Below are 16,144 nucleotides of genomic sequence, written 5' to 3'. Positions count from 1 at the left end.
ATTAGCCCTGAACTTTCGGGGCGATCTTGCGCAGCTGCTGCATTAATGCGATTTCACGGCGCGAGAACGGAATGCCGTTCTCCTCAAACACGTCGTGGAACCAGAGGCGACAGTAGTCCGTGGACTCCTTCATCACCACCGGCCACGGCAGCCACGTCTGGGTTTTGCCGCGCACCAGCCCCCACTGGTACGGAGCGACCTTCGCCGCGTACATCAGCGGGAGCTGCTCTTCGATGGTGCTGCCTACGTGGCGAGCCAGCCATTCGGTGCAGAACAGCGGGCGGCCGAGCTTTTGCAGCTGCTGGATAATCGCCGTCATGCGCCCGGTGTGGGTGTAGGCGTGGAAGCTCACCACGTCCGAGAGCGCCAGCGCGGTCTGGTCCAGCGGGTGCCGGAAGAACGTCTCGCCCTCCTCTTCCGGCGGCAGACGCCACGCGCAGACGGTGAGCGGCTGGGTCGGATCTTCTTCACGCACCCACCGGAACGCCAGCTTCATCAGCTCATGGGCGCAGGTCTCCAGCTTCGCGTCGTACTGCACCTCCTGCGTGCCCGTCGCGAAAATGCCGCGGTTGCCCGGCTCGTTATACAGATCCCACAGCAGCACGCGCTTATCCTCGCGGAACTGTCGGACAACGTCGCGGATATAGCGCTCAATGTCTGCCCGGCAGTCCGGATCGCACACCTTATCGCGACCGGGGCTCGCCGCCGCCTGGCTGTTGTGCTTGCCCGGCACCGGTGGCTTTTGCGGGCCGAGGTACGGCTCGTCGCCGGAGAAGCCGCAGTCGTCCATCAGGGTCAGCATGGTGCTGAACCCGTGACCGTCGGCAATCGTCAAAAACCGGTCGATGCGCGCCATCAGTCCGTCGCGGTCGTGCTCCCAGACGATAAACGGCAGGTTGATGCGCAAGGTGTTATAGCCCGCGTCCGCCGCCCAGCCCAGCTCGCGCTCGATGGTTACGGCATCGAAGGTCTCTGCCTGCCAGATATCGGTCCAGTTCACCGCCGTCGACGGCAGATAGTTGAACCCGCACAGCCAGCCTTTTTGCTCGTACCACGCCTGTGCCTGCTCCCTGCTCCACTGCTCTTTCATTACGCGTCCTCTTACTGATAATATTTAGCTAATAAATATTAGTTGCGGGATAAATGCGCAAATCACGGCGCACCGAAAAGCGACGGCTCTCACAAAGTTCACGCTTCGATGAATGAGAAACGTGATCGACGGCGCTAAAGCGTGCGGTTAGGGTATGATGCGAAATCGCGAAAGGGAGAGGACGGATGAAGCGAAAAACGAAAGTGACGATGAACGATATTGCGCGGGCGGCGGGCGTGTCGCAGGCGACGGTATCGCTGGTGCTTAACCAGTCCCGCAACATCAAGCTCAGCGACGACACCCGCCAGCGGGTGATTAACGTGGCTACCGAGCTCGGCTACGACCGCCTCCCCGCCGTTCACGCTCCGCGCAACCAGGAAGAGATCGCCCTGCTGGTGAGCTCCATGCAGAGTTTCGACCCGTTTATCGACGCCATCAGCCAGGCGCGGGAAGCGGCGTGGCGCAACGAGACGTTGCTCACCGTCTACGACTACGGCGACGACATCGAGCTGGCGCTGAACATAATCCGCCAGCTGGAGAAGCGTAACTGCATCGGGATTATTCTCGCGTCTCCGGTCACCACGCTGGTGGACATGACGGCGTTCCAGGACTGCACCCGCATCCCGCTGGTGCTGCTCAACCAGCGCGACCCCGGCTCGCCGCTGCTGCCGTCGTTTATCCCGGACGACTACGCCAACGCTTTTCAGGTGACTAAACACCTCATCGCCTGCGGGGCCACGCGCATCGCCCACATCACCGGGGAGAGCTGGATGGAGGCCTCGCGCCAGCGTCTGGCGGGCTACCAGGCGGCATTACAGCAGGCCGGACTGGCGTGCGACGACAGCCTGGTGCGCCAAACCAACTGGCAGTTCAGCGAGTCCTTTACCGCCACGACTTCTCTGCTGGAGCTGAACGAGCGCCCGGACGCCATCTTCTGCGCCAGCGACTGGCTGGCGATTGGCTGCTATCAGGCGCTGGCGGTGAACGGCGTGCGCATCCCGCAGGACATGCTGCTGGCGGGCTACGACGACCAGAAGATTTCCGAGCAGCTCACCCCGCCGCTGACCAGTATCCAGCTGCCCTACAGCGAGCTGGGACGGCTGGCGGTGGAGTACCTGTGCAATCAGGAAGATGCCGCCACGCACGTGACGCTGGCGGGCAGGCTGAAGGTGCGCGCCTCAAGCCTCGTCTGAGGTAAACACCATGCCCGCGTAGGGCTTCTCGCGACACGCCGCCAGCCGCGCGGCGAGGCTGCCCACGTGCAGCTCCAGCTTGTGCCCGTCCGGGTCGAGAAAATAGTACGACGCCCCCTCGCTTTTGTTCTGCTTCCAGACGGTGACGCCCGCCTGCTTAAGCCTTTGTGAGAACGGTTCAAAATCCGCCTCCGCGACGGTAAACGCGTAGTGGGTGTAGTCGCTCTCCTGCGGCGGCACGTACTGGCGCGCCTCGTCGTACGACAGGCAGACCCACAGATCGCCGCAGGTGAGATAGGCCCCGGTATTCCAGCGGGCGTGCAGGGTCAGCCCCAGCAGCTCGTGCCAGAAGGTGACGCTTTTTTGCAGGTCGCTGACCGCGAGGGTCAGGTGGTTGAGAGATTGCAGCATGACGTGCCCTTTTGTTTTTCGCGCCGGACGTGGTACGGTAAAGAGATGAACATAAACCACACCGTGCTCACCGTAAACCGCTGGTGGCTGCCTTCTTAAAGGCGGCACGGAGTAGTTTTCCCCATTTTCAGATAGCCGCCGAAAGGCGGCTTTCACATTTCTAAGACCCCTTTCGGCAACTGCACATTAAGGAGTCTTTATGAACGCACCCACCATCCTCACCGGCGATCGCCCAACCGGCCCGCTGCACCTCGGCCACTTCGTCGGATCGCTGCGCCAGCGCGTAGCGCTCCAGCAGACGCACAGCCAGTTTGTGCTGATTGCCGACCTTCAGGGGCTGACCGACAACGGTAGCAACCCGCAAAAAATTCGCGACAACATCCCCGAAGTGCTGGCCGACTACCTCGCCGCGGGCATCGACCCAAACCTGACCACGATCTGCCTGCAGTCCGCCCTGCCCGCCCTCGCCGAGCTGACGATGCTGTATATGAACATCGTCACCGTCACCCGCGTGGAGCGTAACCCGACGGTGAAAAACGAGATTGCGCAGAAGGGCTTCGCCCGCTCGCTGCCGGTCGGGTTTATGGCCTACCCCATCAGCCAGGCGGCGGACATCACCGCGTTTAAGGCCGAGTGCGTGCCCGTCGGCGACGACCAGCTGCCGATGATTGAGCAGACCAACGAGATTGTGCACAAGATGAACAGCCTGCTGCCCGCCCCGGTGCTGCGCCACTGCAAGGCGATGCTGAGCGACACCAGCCGCCTGCCCGGCATCGACGGCAGCGCCAAGATGTCGAAATCACTGGGCAACACGCTGCACCTTTCGGCCAGCGAAGAGACGATCCACCGTGCGGTCAGCGCCATGTACACCGACCCGAACCACCTGAAGGTGAGCGACCCGGGGCAGATTGAGGGGAACGTGGTGTTTACGTACCTCGACGTGTTTCATCCGGACAAGGAGAAAGTGGCGGCGATGAAGGCGCACTATCAGGCGGGCGGGCTGGGCGACCGGGCGTGTAAGAACGAGCTGGAGGGGTGTTTGCAGGAGCTGATTGCGCCGATGCGGGAGCGGAGGGCGATGTATATGCAGGACAAGGGGGAATTGATGGCGATGCTGAAGCGCGGCACGGAACGGGCGCAGGGGGTGACGCAGGCGACGTTGAGGGAGGTGAAGGTGGGGCTGGGGGTGCCGGTGTTTTGAAAGTGTGAGTTAAGAGAGAGTTAGCGGTGGAGTGTATGGTACCGGCATCAAGCCGCTAACTCGTTTATTACGAAAATAAGCAAGGCGCAATAAATTCTTAAATGCATTATTAGCCATTGTTGTTTGTCATTCTATTAAGAGCGCTATATTCATAGACTCTTTATTTTTTAACCGTCTCGGCAAATGCTATGGGCAAGTTTATTATTTACATGCTGAATATATTATTCTGTGGTTATGTACTGGCTACATGCCTCATTTCTTTGGTTAGTTTTGATAACTGGGAGGACCGTACAATCGCAATAACAATAATCTTAGGAAGTGCACAACTTATTGCGACATTACTTAATCGGGCACTGCCTCATAAGTTACATGTTTTAGGGGGGATAGCTGAACTAATAGAAGGTCCGCTATTAGTTATTGGCGCAATTGTGTGTCTGGATGTGTTTGAACCCTGGCCGATAAAGATCATTGGGATGTTTACGTGGATTGTTTTAATTTTCTTTGTACCTTCAATAATAAGCCCCAAGCGTTAACTCAGTCTATTAATCAATGTCTACGTCATTTCTTCACCCACGGAATCCAACATAATGTACCCCACTCTTTCGCAGGTCATTGAGGTTGTACGTCAGTCCTCGGGACATCATCGCAAGCGCATTGATGAGAACACCCTAATCGAAGCCGACCTCGATATATGCGGCATGGATGGCGATGCCCTGATTGAAGACTGCGAGGCAGCGTTTGGCGTTACGCTCGTCACTGAAGAAGATGGTTATGAGAAAACTTTTTCTCTCGCTGAAAACGAGTTTCTTTTTAGCACCGAGGGCATAGATTACTTTGGTATCTGCCGCTTGATTCGCCGGTTGCGAGGCATTTCGGAACCGGTGATACGCGATTTAACCGTTGGCGAGCTTCATGCTGTGCTGGTTAAGGCAGTTGAACAGGTAGATCATGATTGAGTTATTTTTAGCATAGTGCGGGCATGTGCTCATATGCCCGCACTCGTTAGTCTTAAGTTTAAACGGCCTTCCCACTCCCACGCTTAATCACCGGAACATCACCTGTATCATTCAGCGCTCCCGGAAAGGTTTTCAACCACTGCACGACTTTCTGCTTATTTATATTCACCACGCTCATACCTTCCAGGCATCCCCATAATTCTCTTGTATGCTGCGGCGTAATCACAATGCAGTCTTTCATGGCGCGGATTTTTACGGGCATGCCGTCGATAAAGCCCGCACGGGTTAACCACTCGCCGCCCAGCAGAAGGTATTTCATATCTATGCGGGAATAAAGTTCGCAGCAGGCGGCACTGTCCTGCGGCGTCTCCGCGCGGGGATGGACGGGGGCCGCGTTGAGCTGGTTGCCGTGTAAACGGCGGGCGCTGTTTTTGCGTACCAGCTCGCGGTTTTCAATCATGCCGGTGAAAGCGTCTGATTCTGTTTTGCAAACAGTAAACTCTGGCTTAAAATTCGTCGCAGCCATTTTCAACTCCTGATTAGTTGTTAGTGGTTAGCGGTATGGGGGTGTTGCAGCACCTTCATATCGCGAATTCTTCTTTAAATATTCTTTGCTACTTCCTTTGCCGTTCGGCGTAATTTCTGGTGCTCATTATACAGGGCTGAATATAAATACAGCGGTTTGGTGTGGGGTAAATTTGGAATTTGCGAGGGGGATTCAGGAATTAGTGTTGTGTGCGGTAAGGTCATGTTTTTGTTGTTTGCGGGTTGATTGGTCTAGGTTTTGCGAGCATCATCGCAATTATTTACTTTCTTCCGTAACGCGATGGCTTCCAGCAAAACTCTCGAACAGGCAATTGCCGACATCACCATCTGGCGCAAAGGCGAACAGCGTGCGCCGCATAAACCTTTATTGCTTCTGTACGTGCTTGCGAACTATCAGCATGGGCATGCGCGATTGTTTAACTATGGAACCGAAGTCCACGAACAGTTGCTTAGCCTGCTAGAACGCTTTGGCCCACAGAGGAAGACGCATTACCCGAATATGCCTTTCTGGCGGCTCAAAGGGGATGGATTTTGGGATCTGAAGAATACTGAGTTCTGTTCGACCACTGGCAGTAAGCAACCGCCTGTTAAAGAACTTGTGGAACATAACGTTGCAGGCGGGTTTGATGAAGAACACTTTGCGTTGCTGAGTAAGAACAAAAACCTGATCAGCTCGCTGGCGCAGCAGATCCTTGAAGCGCATTTTCCTGAAAGTATTCAGGAAGAGCTCGCGGATGAGATGGGTTTTGATATCCAGCAAATCCGTAAGGTTCGCGATCCGCTGTTCCGTCAGCAGGTGCTGCGTGCTTATAACTACGAGTGTGCTATTTGCGGATTTAACATGCGGCATGATAACGCCTCTGTAGGACTTGAAGCCGCCCATATTAAATGGAAGCAGTTTGGCGGGCCGTGTGAGATCCCCAACGGGCTGGCGCTGTGTGCAATTCATCATAAGGCGTTTGATAAAGGATCGATTGGGCTGGATGAGAATATGCGTTTGCTCGTGTCCGAGGCGGTGAATGGGAGTGGGATAGTTGGAAGACTGTTCTGGGATTTTGCTGGGAAGCAGATTGCCCTGCCAATCATAAAAGGCAACTATCCTGGAGAGGGTTTTGTAGAATGGCATCGTAGGGAGGTGTATAAAATGGACTTCTACTGATACTCGATCATTTTTTATTTATCATTACTGCAACAGTATAACCCGTTATCTAATACTACAATTAATAACCATATGGAATATTTATTATATGATTCAAGAACACAATAAATGGTGGGAAAAAAGAGTGCTACGTTCCGTGGATAACCTTAAGTTATGGTCTAATAATCCACGTTTAGATCCCTCAAGTAAGCTCGTTACAGTTCGCGATTTTGTTGAGGAGTTAATATCTGATGACAATGATGAACAAAACTTTTTAACTTTAATGAGATCTATTGCGACACGAGGTTTTCAATCATTCGACCCTGTTGTAGTTTGGCAAAATAAAGATAAAGATTTCGTTGTTGCAGAAGGCAATCGAAGGGTAATGGCTCTGAAACTGTTACGTTCGCCTGATAAAGCCCCATTGTCTATTCGTAAACTTGTTGTCAACCTATCAAGGATGATTGACAGAGACGAGCTGGAGAAAATTAGAGTATGTGTAGCGCCTTCTTACGATGATGCTAGGTGGTATATTTTACAACGTCATTCTTCAGCAAGTAACCTTGTCAGATGGCAACGATTTATAATCGATGTCTATGACGCAGAAGGGCAAGATATTGACAAAACCATCGAATACACTGGTTTTAAACGTGCAGCAATAATCGAGGCTTTACGGTATGTAAAAATACGTGATATCGCGACAAGACAAGAAGTGACACAATATCTTACGCATGAAGAAAAAGAGCAAGTCTATAGCCATAAAATTAATATGACTGTATTAGAACGATGGTTCGGGAATAGTCAAGTTCGCGATGCTTGGCATATCGACTTTAATGAAGAGGGTGTTGTAATTAAGGCTGAAATGTCAACTTTTTGTTTTGCTTATGCTAAATTCCTTAAGTTAATGCTAAATAAAAACAATGAGTTAGGGTTCTTGGTCAATACTCGTACTATTGATTCTAGCTTCCAAAAAATATTTGATTTCCTACCTAAAGTAAAAAGTCTAGAAGATGCAAATAAAGATGATATTCCCCATGCCGGTATTGAGGTTAATCCTACCCCAGCCCCTTCAGACACCCCTGACCCAATCCCTGCAGACCCAACAAAAGTTCAGGATCCTAAACCAGAAGATAAGCCAAAGTTAAAAGGGGATCCTAGGCGGCGTCAGTTAACTGATTGCTATCATGAAATATCAACAACTAGTTACAAACTAAAATCACTTTTTAAAGAGTTTCAAAAACTACCAGTATTTATCTATCCTAATGTGACAGCAGCGTCATTACGTATTTTTCTTGAGCTTGCTGTGGATGAATACATTCATTCAAATGATCTGAAGGATAGGCTGTCCAAGTATGAAAAGAAAGGCTACAATGACCTTACACTGCAGCAAAAGCTAAGTACTCTGCGCGGCGAATATATAGACGTAAAAGAGGCTAACAAAGTTATTGATCAGTTACTACATGTAAGCAATGATTACAGTTTGAACACATTGAACGAATACATACATGGAAGCAAAGTTCACAAAGTTGAACCTCAGTTTTTGAATCGCTTCTGGGATATGTTGACACCGCTTTTGGCAGTACTGATAAGTTTGAAGGAAATTTAATGTTTTACTCTCCCTTAAGATACCCAGGTGGAAAGTCCAAGTTAGCAGCATATGTACTGGAAACAATCAAGTTAAACAATCTTGAGGGGGAGTCATATGTCGAACCGTTTGCTGGCGGATGTGCGATTGCTTGGCATTTATTGCTAAATAACCATGTACAGAAAGTATATATAAATGATCTAGATCCGGCTATACATGCGTTTTGGCATTGCGTGTTATATCGCACAGATGAGCTATGTTCATTGATTAAGAGCACTCCAGTGACCATAGATGAATGGCATAAGCAACGTGCAATATATAAAGAAAAAAATAGTGATTTTTTAAAATTAGGATTCGCTACGTTCTTTCTTAACCGAACGAACCGTTCTGGCATTATTAAAGGAGGGGTTATAGGTGGATTAAAGCAAGATGGAAACTATAAATTACATTGTAGATATAATAAAGACAGACTTGTTGAACAAATATTAGCTATAGCTGCCAAAAGAGATTCCATACGTCTAAGCAATATGGATGCTGTTGATTACATTGAAAAATTCATACCCGACATTGATGGTCCAGCATTTATTAATATTGATCCTCCTTATTATATAAAGGGGAAAGGCCTTTATCAGAATTTCTTTGAACATGATGACCATTATAAATTATTTGAAAGTGTAGTAAAAATTAAACAACACTGGATTGTCACTTATGATGACACCCCTGAAATCTGTGAGATCTACTCTGATTTTATTCCTGAATCATTCGGATTAACCTACACAGCTCAAAACAAATATAAGGGTTCCGAGCTAATAATTCATTCAAAAAATTTATTAAAGACTGGCTTGAAGCCTGATATTACTTTTAGTGAAATTAATAAATTAAAGAGAAATGGTTTGCTCTGAACATATTTTTATAATTAATTATAAGCATATCTATTTTTTATTACGAATATAATTATATAAAGATATACATAAAAATATATATTCAAGCAATCTACAAATACTTAAAATTATTTCAATAAAAGAGATGAATTTTTTTGAACGTATTTGCTATCTTTTGGTGCCGAAGGCCGGACTCGAACCGGCACGTATTTCTACGGTTGATTTTGAATCAACTGCGTCTACCGATTTCGCCACTTCGGCACTGAAGGGGATGCGGAAACGTTGTGGATTATACCTGTCGCGCGCCGCCATGCAAGCGACGACGCGCTAAACCCGCGCTAAGTGCCCAAAAAACCAGCGCCCTTTGTCACTCCAGCTCAGACACCGCCAGTCGAATCACCCTCGCTGCCTTCTGCTCCGGCAGCGCCAGCACCTTAACCCACATTTCCTGCACCATATCGCAGGAGAGCTTCTCTTTGCCCGCCGCCTTCTCCGGCATCTGCAGCAGCTGGATGTCCTCGCCGTACTTATCGGCAAGCGCCTTCATAATCGGTCGCACGTCCTCGACGGCCGCCTCGCGTTCGGCAGGGGTCACGGTGTGGCGGTTTTTGCCGTAGGCCGCACGCATCATGTCAGCGTCGGCCTGCATGCGCCGCGCCATCAGGTCTTTATCCAGCATACGCATCGGGTTCACGCCGCCCTTCACCATTGGGTAGAGGAAGCGGAAGCAGGCGTCGTCGCTCACCTTCTGGATGGCGGCGGTCTGCTCCATATTGATGGTCATGTAGTTCACCACGTTGGCATCCGGGGCGTTTTGCAGGCGCGACATCTGCAGATGCAGGATCTGCGGCTGGATGGTGTCGATAATCTGCTGCTCCGGCTCGCCCGCTTTTTGCAGGGCGGCCATCTGGTCGAGGATACGCTGATGCAGCGCGGGCTCCTGCTCCTTAATAACCTGCCAGGCGGGCATCGCGTTGAGGGCGTTATCCATCTGCCGTTCCGGAGCACGCTGCTTATCGAAAAATACCCAGAACGCCACGGCGGCGGCCGCGACGACGACAATCACAATACGGGTCCACGTTTTATTCATCTCGCATCCTTATCCTTGAGTTGTGCCGGTTTACACCGGCACGCCGCTGTGGAAGCGAAACTCGTGGTCCGGTGTCGAGATAAGTGTGGCTTCAATTTCGCCAAAAAGCTGTATGCGCGGTGAGATATCGTCGTCGCTCACCTGCTGTGCCAGCATCAGGTAGTCCTGATAGTGGCGCGCTTCCGAGCGCAGCAGCGAGAGATAAAACTTCTGCAGGTCGTCGTCGAGGAACGGAGCCAGCGCGGCGAAGCGTTCGCAGGAGCGGGCTTCGATGTAGGCGCCGCAGATGAGCTTGTCGATCAGCGTCAGCGGTTCGTGGGTACGCACTTCCTTCAGCATCCCTTTGGCGTAGCGGCTGGCGGTAATTTTGACGTAGGGAATATCGCGCGCCAGCATCGCCTCGCGCACCTGCCAGAAGTGGTGCAGCTCCTCTTTAATCAGCAGCACCATGCTGTCGATAAGCCGCTGGCCCCACGGGTCGTCGGTTTTGGGCATCACGCTTTTGCCAATCTGCCTGTGCAGGGCGATGAAGTCCGGCTCCGGGCCGTCGCGGAAGGTGAACTGTTCGTAGGGTTTGAGCCAGTCGAGCAGCGCGTCTGCACCGCTTTCGTCGGCGACGTATTTACGCACCAGCAGCAGCGCGGTCTGGGCGGCCTTGAGCTCGCACACCATGTGGTCGGTGAGCAGCAGCGGCAGGTTCGCCGGGTCGCGGGCTTTATCAATCCATGCTTGCGGGGTCGGGCACTGGAGGAAGTTGAGTACGGGGGCGAGTATCTGCGGGTAATCCATGGTTCTGCCTTGAAAAAGCGGTGGCGCGGGCCACCGCCTGAAACGCTTAGTGACGCACGCCGTCGTCGTCTTCGTCGACGTAATCTTCGTCGTCGCCTTCTTCGCCGTTCGGATCTTCGAAGTAGGTTCCCCAGCCGTCGTATTCCACGTCAAACTTCTCGGCCAGGTTCATCAGCTGTTCTACCTGCGCGTCGATAAGCTCCGCCTTCAGCGCGCCCTCGCTCAGGATGTCGCAGCAGATGACGGTGTCGCCCTCTTCCACTTCCAGCTCTTCCGGCTCGGTCACTTCGTAACCCAGCTTGAAGGCTTCCACGGCCATTTTTTCCAGCGCGTCGAAATCATCCGCAGAGAAATGGTGCTCGATGGTGTACAGCGCGTCCGGATCGCTACCGTCTTCCAGCAGCTCTTCAATAATCAGACGCGTCTCTTCGCGTTGCTCTTCCAGGTGTTCCGGGTTTGCCATGGCTCAATCCTCTTTAAAGTGCGGCAGATACTTCTATTTTCACACACGGACGGGTTTGCCTCCACCTTTGTTGGAAAGATTTGTGAAACGGGGTTGCAAATGAATAATTACACATATAAAGTGAATTTTAATTCAATAAGTGGCGTTCGCCATGTGAGGATAAAATGTCCGATTTATACAAAAAACACTTTCTGAAACTGCTCGACTTTACCCCTGCACAGTTCACTTCTCTGCTGACCCTTGCCGCACAGCTCAAGGCCGATAAAAAAAATGGCAAGGAAGTACAGAAACTTACCGGTAAAAACATCGCGCTCATCTTCGAAAAAGACTCGACCCGTACCCGTTGCTCTTTCGAAGTTGCCGCATTTGACCAGGGCGCGCGCGTCACCTATTTAGGGCCGAGCGGCAGCCAGATTGGGCATAAAGAGTCAATTAAGGACACCGCGCGCGTGCTCGGGCGGATGTACGACGGCATTCAGTATCGCGGCCACGGCCAGGAAGTGGTCGAGACGCTGGCGCAGTACGCGGGCGTGCCGGTGTGGAACGGGCTGACCAACGAGTTCCACCCGACCCAGCTGCTGGCGGACCTGCTGACCATGCAGGAGCACCTGCCGGGCAAGGCGTTTAACGAGATGACGCTGGTCTACGCGGGCGACGCGCGCAACAACATGGGCAACTCGATGCTGGAAGCGGCGGCGCTGACCGGGCTGGATCTGCGCCTGGTGGCCCCGAAAGCCTGCTGGCCGGAAGAGAGCCTGGTGGCGGAGTGCAGCGCACTGGCGGAGAAGCACGGCGGGAAGATCACCCTGACCGAAGACGTGGCGGCGGGCGTGAAGGGCGCGGACTTCATCTATACCGACGTGTGGGTGTCGATGGGCGAAGCCAAAGAGAAGTGGGCGGAGCGGATTGCGCTGCTGCGCGGGTATCAGGTGAACGCGCAGATGATGGCGCTGACCGGCAACCCGGACGTGAAGTTCCTGCACTGTCTGCCGGCGTTCCATGACGACCAGACCACGCTCGGCAAGCAGATGGCGAAAGAGTTCGATCTGCACGGCGGAATGGAAGTGACGGACGAGGTATTTGAGTCGGCGGCAAGCATCGTGTTCGATCAGGCGGAAAACCGGATGCATACGATTAAGGCGGTGATGGTGGCGACGCTTGGGGAGTGATTGGGTCCTCTGCGCGTTGGTGCCCTCACCCCGGCCCTCTCCCACAGGGAGAGGGAGAAAACACTAAAAACGACAACAGCGTTATCGTCGGGCAGAAAAATTCATTTTACTGACGCTTTCTCAGATAGGCATTAACCATAATAAGAATTTATATTTTTATTAACCATTATTTACTGAGTAGATAATGGTTAATATCAGGTCATTATCAATTACAAAACACCGTATATTATCGGCGTAATATTTCCTTATTGCTGCATTTCGTTAATAAGGATTATTTATGTCATGGAATAAGCATGAAGCTGTGTCATACGCCCGTAGCCACGCACTAACCCATACTGGACACTATTGCGCTCGTGCAATCGCCGCCGCTATTCGAGCCGGAGGGCTTAAAATCTAAGGGGCAAACGCTAAGGATTTCTGGCGTTCTCTTGAAAAAGCAGGGTTCACAAAAGTCTATGGCACTCCCATAGAGGGGGATATCGCGGTGATTGATGCCTTGCCCGGCCCGAATCAGTACGGGCATGTCTGTATTTACGATGGCGCTGGAACCTGGTATTCAGATTTTAAACAGAGAACACTGTACCCGGGGCCAACGTATCGCCAACTCCAGCCTGCCGTAACCTTATACAGGCATTACTAATATGAATAAGCTCATCTTAATTGTATTATTCAGCACAGCAGCATTGGGGGCCGAAGATTTTCAGATACCGATGCAGCGCGCCCTTGAATTCAATCGCTGGTACGTCAAACAGGTGAACAACGATCGTTATCCTATTCAACAGGGAAACGAAATCGATAAGTTCGTTACGGCCAGCACCATGAAAAAATTACGTCATGCAGCCGATCCCCGTTATGCCGACGCTGAATTTTACGAGGCTGATTTTTTTATGAAATCGCAATATATCGGCGAGGACTGGGCTGAGAATGTAGCTATTGATTCGTATGATTCAGACCCAGTCTGTGTAAACGTGAATATCACGTTTGGCAAAAAGACCCAGCACACAGTCATTGATTGTATGGTTAAAGAAGATGGGATCTGGAAAATTCAGTCTGTCGCCGCTCGGGATAATAATTGATGCCCCCGCTAACAATAATGGAGCCGCCTTTGTTGCCGGGCTGCGATGCGGTCTGGTGCCCTCACCCCGGCCCTCTCCCACAGGGAGAGGGAGAACATCGGCTCCATTTCATTGATTTTTCACCCCGAAAAAGGTACGTTTTCGCCTTAATTCCAGCGTGGACATGCCAGCATTATGCCGATTATTCAGTCTGTTGAACGTGCGTTGCAGATCCTCGACCTGTTCAACGAGCAGGCCACCGAGCTTAAGATCACCGACATCAGCAAACTGATGGGGCTGAGCAAGAGTACCCTCCACTCGCTGCTGAAAACCCTGCAGCTTCACGGCTATATCGATCAGAACCCGGAGAACGGTAAATATCGCCTCGGCATGAAGCTGGTCGAGCGCGGTCATTTTGTCGTGGGCTCCATCGATATTCGTCAGAAGGCGAAAGGCTGGCTGACGGAGCTGTCCCAGCGTACCGGGCAGACCACCCATCTGGGGATCCTGGACGGGCGTGAAGGGGTTTATATCGAGAAGATTGAAGGCAAGCTGGCCGCCATCGCCTATTCGCGCATCGGCCGCCGTCTGCCGGTTCACGCCACCGCCATCGGCAAGGTGTTGATTGCCTGGCTGGGCGAGACCGAGCTGAACGCCCTGCTGGAGGGCTATCAGTACACTACCTTTACGCCCGCAACCCTCGCCTCTCGCGAAGCCTTAATGAGCGCGCTGGCGCAGACCCGCGAGCAGGGTTACGCCCTGGACCGCGAAGAGAACGAGCAGGGCGTGCGCTGCGTGGCGGTCCCGGTGTGGAACCACGAGTCCCGCGTCATCGCCGCCCTGAGCCTGTCGACGCTGACCTCCCGCGTGGACGACGCCGAGCTGGCCCGCTTCCGCGAGCAGCTTCAGCAGGCCGGGCTCGCGCTGTCACGCGCGCTGGGCTACCCGGCCTGAGCCGTCAGGCCGGCTCGTAGGTGAAGTAGTCGAAGTCTGCGTGACAACCGTCGCCGCTGATGTCCTCGCAGTGCAGCCCCACAAACGCGCCGGTGAAGAAGCCGCGCCCGCCGATGTAGTCATCCGATAGCTTCCACGCCTCATAGGTTACCGGCACGGCGTGCCACGTCTCGCCGTCGAACGAATAGCTATAGCGGTAGACCAGCCTGTCCACGTCCACCCGCAGCCAGACGCTCTCCGCATGTTCCGGCACCGGAATGGGCTGCTCGTGCAGCGGCCACGACGGCACGTTGTGGTCGAGCTGAATAACCTTGATGGTTCTGCCCTGCCCCTCCTCGTAGTCCACAAAGCAGTAGCTCCAGTTTTTGCTGTTGTAGTAGCAGGTCAGCCCCGCGCTCTGCTGGAAGTGGACCGGCGAGAACTGCATCCGCGTTTCTGAACGGAAGGCGAAGTGCTGCCAGCGGCGCGCCACGGTCGACTGGGTAAAGGTCGAGTTGAGCGAGTCGTTGCCGTAGAGCCGTAAGTAGCCCGGGCGCGCGGTGAGCGAGCCGAGGGTGTCGTCGAACGGAATGCGCAGGGTCTGCAGCTCTGGATCAAGCGTGTTGCCGTCGAAATCGTCCCGCCAGGTGGCCTGAACGGCTGCTGGCTGCTCGGCCATCTGCGGGCCGGGCACGGTCAGCTGCGCGTGCTTGCCGCCTTCCACGTACGGCCAGCCGTCGCGCCACTCAATGCGGGCGATGCCGGTCTCGCGCCCCAGCGGACAGTAGCCGCGTCCGCCGGAGGCCAGCAGCGGTACGCCGGGAAGGCGCAGCGGGCGGCTGGTGAGGTAGGCCATGTACCACTCTCCGGTGTGGGTCTGCAGCAGCGAGCCGTGGCCGCTCTTCTGCAGCGGGTTCTCCGGCAGGTGCCAGCTGGTCATCATCGTCACGTCCGGGTGCAGCTCGTATGGCCCGTCGATATTTTTGGAACGCAGCACCACGACGGCGTGCTCGTAGCTGGTGCCGCCCTCGGCGACCATCAGGTAGTACCATCCCGCGTGGCGATACAGGTGCGCCCCTTCGGTGTAGCAGAGCGGCGTGCCGGTAAACAGGGTTTTGCGCTCGGGCGAGAGCGTGCCGGTCTGCGGGTCAAACGCCTGCAACACGATGGTGTTGTGCGGGTTGCTGTGGTGACGCGGCCCCCACGGGCGGTAGATATAGTATTTGCGGCCATCGTCGTCGTGGAAAAGGGACGGGTCAAACCCACCGTTGCCCATCGGGATCGGCTCGCTCCACGGTCCCTCAATGGAGGGCGCGGTGACAAGGAAGTTGCGGCCGTTTTTCCACGGCGAGTCGACAATCTTCACGTCGGTGTAGAGCAGCCAGAATTTGCCGTCGGCGTAGCTCAGGCACGGCGCCCAGATGCCGCCGGAGTCCGGGTTGCCCTTCATGTCCAGCATCGACACGCGGTCCAGCGGGGTGCTGACCAGCGACCAGTTTTTCAGGTCGCGGGAGTGGTAGATGCGCACGCCCGGGAACCACTCGAAGGTCGAGGTGGCGATGTAGTAGTCCTCGCCCTGGCGGCACAAGGACGGGTCCGGGTTGAAGCCGGTCAGGATTGGGTTAGTGATTTCCATATTGCCTC

The 16,144-nt window shown here is 53.6% G+C and carries 16 protein-coding genes and 1 tRNA gene; 9 read left to right on the top strand and 8 right to left on the bottom strand.

The genetic code is table 11. The annotated features are described in order from the left end of the window. Position 1 precedes the first annotated feature (1 nt). On the bottom strand, positions 2 to 1,090 hold the full coding sequence (locus HBM95_02860) for a cellulase family glycosylhydrolase (GenBank protein ID NIH41881.1): 1,089 nt from the start codon (positions 1,088 to 1,090) through the stop codon (positions 2 to 4). Between the two features lie 185 nt (positions 1,091 to 1,275). On the opposite strand from HBM95_02860, the gene HBM95_02855 reads away from it, so the two are divergent. After that, entirely contained in the window at positions 1,276 to 2,283 is a 1,008-nt protein-coding gene (locus tag HBM95_02855; GenBank protein NIH41880.1) for a substrate-binding domain-containing protein, read from the top strand. Here HBM95_02855 and fosA read toward each other — a convergent pair. After that, positions 2,269 to 2,694, bottom strand: coding sequence for a FosA/FosA2 family fosfomycin resistance glutathione transferase (gene fosA, locus HBM95_02850; protein ID NIH41879.1), 426 nt, complete (start codon positions 2,692 to 2,694; stop codon positions 2,269 to 2,271). The two genes, HBM95_02855 and fosA, sit on opposite strands and share 15 nt — an antisense overlap. 199 nt (positions 2,695 to 2,893) lie before the next feature. On the opposite strand from fosA, the gene trpS reads away from it, so the two are divergent. Together trpS and HBM95_02840 are read left to right on the top strand one after the other, a co-directional pair. Continuing rightward, on the top strand, positions 2,894 to 3,895 hold the full coding sequence (gene trpS / locus HBM95_02845; GenBank protein NIH41878.1) for a tryptophan--tRNA ligase: 1,002 nt from the start codon (positions 2,894 to 2,896) through the stop codon (positions 3,893 to 3,895). Between the two features lie 587 nt (positions 3,896 to 4,482). Continuing rightward, positions 4,483 to 4,851, top strand: coding sequence for a hypothetical protein (locus HBM95_02840; protein ID NIH41877.1), 369 nt, complete (start codon positions 4,483 to 4,485; stop codon positions 4,849 to 4,851). 58 nt (positions 4,852 to 4,909) lie between these two features. On the opposite strand, the gene HBM95_02835 is transcribed toward HBM95_02840, so the two are convergent. After that, positions 4,910 to 5,377 (bottom strand): type I toxin-antitoxin system SymE family toxin, encoded by a 468-nt coding sequence (locus tag HBM95_02835; protein ID NIH41876.1) that lies wholly within the window; start codon positions 5,375 to 5,377, stop codon positions 4,910 to 4,912. Positions 5,378 to 5,677: 300 nt separating this feature from the next. Here HBM95_02835 and HBM95_02830 point away from each other — a divergent pair, with 300 nt between their 5' ends. The 3 genes from HBM95_02830 (at position 5,678) to HBM95_02820 (ending at position 9,022) form a co-directional block, all read left to right on the top strand. After that, positions 5,678 to 6,556 carry an HNH endonuclease gene (locus tag HBM95_02830; GenBank protein ID NIH41875.1) on the top strand — a complete coding sequence of 293 codons (879 nt, stop codon included), beginning with the start codon at positions 5,678 to 5,680 and terminating at the stop codon, positions 6,554 to 6,556. 88 nt (positions 6,557 to 6,644) lie between these two features. Continuing rightward, on the top strand, positions 6,645 to 8,141 hold the full coding sequence (locus tag HBM95_02825) for a ParB N-terminal domain-containing protein (GenBank protein NIH41874.1): 1,497 nt from the start codon (positions 6,645 to 6,647) through the stop codon (positions 8,139 to 8,141). Beyond that, the gene (locus HBM95_02820; GenBank protein NIH41873.1) at positions 8,141 to 9,022 is read left to right on the top strand and encodes a DNA adenine methylase; all 882 of its coding nucleotides are present in this window, start codon (positions 8,141 to 8,143) and stop codon (positions 9,020 to 9,022) included. Before HBM95_02825 ends, HBM95_02820 begins: the two co-directional genes overlap by 1 nt. A gap of 155 nt (positions 9,023 to 9,177) precedes the next feature. On the opposite strand, the gene HBM95_02815 is transcribed toward HBM95_02820, so the two are convergent. The 4 genes from HBM95_02815 to rraB all read right to left on the bottom strand — a co-directional run bounded on the left by HBM95_02815 (position 9,178) and on the right by rraB (position 11,343). Next, positions 9,178 to 9,262, bottom strand: a tRNA-Leu gene (locus HBM95_02815). A gap of 106 nt (positions 9,263 to 9,368) precedes the next feature. After that, entirely contained in the window at positions 9,369 to 10,091 is a 723-nt protein-coding gene (locus tag HBM95_02810) for a topoisomerase II (protein NIH41872.1), read from the bottom strand. 30 nt (positions 10,092 to 10,121) lie between these two features. Next, complete coding sequence (miaE, locus tag HBM95_02805) at positions 10,122 to 10,880, bottom strand: tRNA isopentenyl-2-thiomethyl-A-37 hydroxylase MiaE (protein NIH41871.1); 759 nt, start codon at positions 10,878 to 10,880, stop codon at positions 10,122 to 10,124. A 46-nt stretch (positions 10,881 to 10,926) separates the two neighbouring features. After that, a complete protein-coding gene (gene rraB, locus HBM95_02800; protein ID NIH41870.1) occupies positions 10,927 to 11,343 on the bottom strand; it encodes a ribonuclease E inhibitor RraB in 417 nt (138 codons plus the stop codon). Positions 11,344 to 11,507: 164 nt separating this feature from the next. Between rraB and argF the strand changes: the two genes are divergently transcribed. The 3 genes from argF (at position 11,508) to xynR (ending at position 14,521) form a co-directional block, all read left to right on the top strand. Next, the gene (argF, locus tag HBM95_02795; protein NIH41869.1) at positions 11,508 to 12,512 is read left to right on the top strand and encodes an ornithine carbamoyltransferase; all 1,005 of its coding nucleotides are present in this window, start codon (positions 11,508 to 11,510) and stop codon (positions 12,510 to 12,512) included. Between the two features lie 641 nt (positions 12,513 to 13,153). Further along, a complete protein-coding gene (locus HBM95_02790; protein NIH41868.1) occupies positions 13,154 to 13,588 on the top strand; it encodes a DUF3828 domain-containing protein in 435 nt (144 codons plus the stop codon). Positions 13,589 to 13,762: 174 nt separating this feature from the next. Beyond that, positions 13,763 to 14,521 carry a DNA-binding transcriptional repressor XynR gene (gene xynR / locus HBM95_02785; GenBank protein NIH41867.1) on the top strand — a complete coding sequence of 253 codons (759 nt, stop codon included), beginning with the start codon at positions 13,763 to 13,765 and terminating at the stop codon, positions 14,519 to 14,521. A gap of 4 nt (positions 14,522 to 14,525) precedes the next feature. On the opposite strand, the gene HBM95_02780 is transcribed toward xynR, so the two are convergent. Then, a complete protein-coding gene (locus tag HBM95_02780) occupies positions 14,526 to 16,136 on the bottom strand; it encodes a glycoside hydrolase family 43 protein (protein NIH41866.1) in 1,611 nt (536 codons plus the stop codon). Between the last annotated feature and the right edge of the window lie 8 nt (positions 16,137 to 16,144).

The organism is Enterobacter asburiae (assembly GCA_011754535.1).
Classification (GTDB): domain Bacteria; phylum Pseudomonadota; class Gammaproteobacteria; order Enterobacterales; family Enterobacteriaceae; genus Enterobacter; species Enterobacter cloacae_N.
This window is presented reverse-complemented; position numbering and strand designations above follow the sequence as displayed.